This window comes from Calditerricola satsumensis, assembly GCF_014646935.1.
GTDB lineage: Bacteria > Bacillota > Bacilli > Calditerricolales > Calditerricolaceae > Calditerricola > Calditerricola satsumensis.
The window spans coordinates 1-2,344 of record NZ_BMOF01000094.1; the positions used below are offsets into that span (position 1 = coordinate 1).

The following is a 2,344-nucleotide window of genomic DNA, read 5'->3' on the forward strand; positions in this document are numbered from 1 at the left end:
CCCTTGGCTCGCTGACCGCCTTTTTCCTTCTTGGCATCCACACTTTTTAGCGTAGAGCCGTCTGACCAGGTTTGTTTTGGCAAGTTCTTATGGCTAGATGTTTTCGTAGCTTATCTGTGATCATTTTCATTACATGATCATTTAACTTTCCAACTTTCCTTCCTAGGCGGGCTTTATCAATAGTCGTGATATCCGCTATTTTAACTAATGAAATCTTATTAGGTTGACCTTCGTCAAAGTCATCTGGATAAATTTTATGGTATATGTTTTTGTCGTACCTTTTATTTTGCTTATATCCCGTCATAGGCAACACAATCGTTTTCTCACTATAAGTATTCCCTCTGTCGTTTTGAATTATTAAAACAGGATGCCATGAATTAAATTCCGAACCTACATTACTACCCAATTCGGCCATATAAATTTCTCCTCTTACAGGCCGAATTGGATGGCATTTATTCTTGTCATTATGTTTTTGATGGCGATATTGCATTGCTTTGTCGTGGAGATCTAACTGTATACTAATCCATTCAACAATTTCTAAGGCTTTATGAAAGTTATCCTTATTGATTTTAGATAAGAAATCATTAAATTTAATTTTTAATTGGCTAATAGGCAATGGAGTATTTTGATCTTGATCTTGATTCAATTCTTGATCCAATAAAGTATTTTGATCTGAAGAACTTGGTTTCTGACTATGTACTGTAACATTTTCCGTCATCCGTTTGTACCTCCTTAAAGTTAAAATAAAAAAACGTTGCTTAATTTTTTACTACATCATCTTACAATGATTGTCAATCCACGTGGCCAACCATACTTAAGGTACGATTATAATCGTACCTTAAGTATGGTTGGCCATGTTAAATCGCAATGTGCAACGCCAGAACGTAGCAAGCGGCTTCGCCGAAGAGTTCGAAGAGAGAATCAGCGCGTAACATCCGACTAGTTGAAGGCAATGAAAGTCTTTGACCTTGCTAACACGGCAATGCCGATTAGAAAAAATCGGCGCAGAAATTCCGCGCCGATGAGAGGGGTATTTCGTTCTTAGCGCATTTATTTTCCAGTTTTTTTCTGTGATGTCCCATAATCTTTACTGTGTTAACTGTAGCGGTGATGGTTGCATCCGTCGAAGACGATTTTTGGCCGTTTTCGGCCGTTTTGGCTGATTTCCACTTGGGCGAAACAGGGGCATTTTGACCATTATTGCGGAAAGGTCAAACTCGCTCTAGCTTCGTTTTTCTCCGTTTTTCTTGGTTTTCTGTTTTTCCGTCCTAGCTGTTTCACCTAAACAGTTTCCGCCACCATGGCTTGGCGCGTTCTGCGGCTAGTTCAGCCTTTGTCTGTTCGAGTTCACGGCGCACCGCCTCTAATTGGCGTTCAAGTTCGGCAATCCGTCCGTCCGTCTCGTCCTGCTTTCGCCCCAGTTCCTGCACCGCTTCGTCGATCTCGGACATTTTTGCAGATAGCTGTGCCGCTGTTTGTGCTACCGCGAACACCGCATCGCGTGGTTGCTGTTCGCGTTGCATCTGGAGCACGCGCTTCATGTCTTCGACGGCTTCGTCAACCGTTACCGGAAACCCGCGCTCGGCCAGGATTTCGAAGATCTGCACCTTGTGGTAGCCTTGCTCTCTCAGTTCTTTGATGGCCTTCAGTACGTCCACGGCTTCGGGCTTATAGAAGGTGATGGCTCCTTGCTTGACCTTGGGGATGTAAACGTGGAATTCAATGAGCCAGTCCGAAATTGTTGACTTCGGTAGGCCCAGAATCTCCACAAGGTCTTTTTTACGCAGCAGTCTCGTCAATCCATAGCACCTCCGCTTGTTTGCCGTCTTTTGGTTCCGTCCTTACGTCTTTGCTTAAATCGTCCGTCGCCCGTCCATTTCGTCCATTCGTTTTTAATTAATCCGTCCGTCGTCCGTCCTTTCCGTCCTTGCGTCTTGTTCCGTTCGTCCACCGCTCGCCCTTTCCGTTTTCCCGTCCTACGCCCGTTTTTCCTGCCGATCCGTCTGGAATGATGATGGAATGACAAACTGTCATACCTTGCGCGTCAAGGGTACGCGCTTCGCGCCGCTACGCGCCCTTGACGCGCATCATGCGGCGCGACAATGGTTATGGGGGCGACGCCTCCACACGGGCGTCGCCCCTTGGTGACTAGATTGCGCGAATGCGGCGACCGAGGTGGGTTCCTAGAGAATACGGTTGGAATGAAAGCGCTTTATTTTGGCTTCTGAGCGGTTTTTTCTGTATGGGGGATATATCTACCATCGCTTGAAAATGTGCTATAATGTGCGCAGGGTGTGTATGTTGAGGCTCCAAGCGCCTTGGCGTAAGGCCATGACGCGCAGGG

The 2,344-nt window shown here is 45.9% G+C and carries 2 protein-coding genes; both read right to left on the reverse strand.

The features are described 5' to 3' along the window. Positions 1-46: 46 nt before the first annotated feature. Positions 47-718, reverse strand: coding sequence for a type II toxin-antitoxin system PemK/MazF family toxin (locus IEX61_RS12155; RefSeq protein ID WP_188818239.1), 672 nt, complete (start codon positions 716-718; stop codon positions 47-49). Between the two features lie 559 nt (positions 719-1,277). Beyond that, entirely contained in the window at positions 1,278-1,799 is a 522-nt protein-coding gene (locus IEX61_RS12160; RefSeq protein ID WP_054672658.1) for a MerR family transcriptional regulator, read from the reverse strand. Between the last annotated feature and the right edge of the window lie 545 nt (positions 1,800-2,344).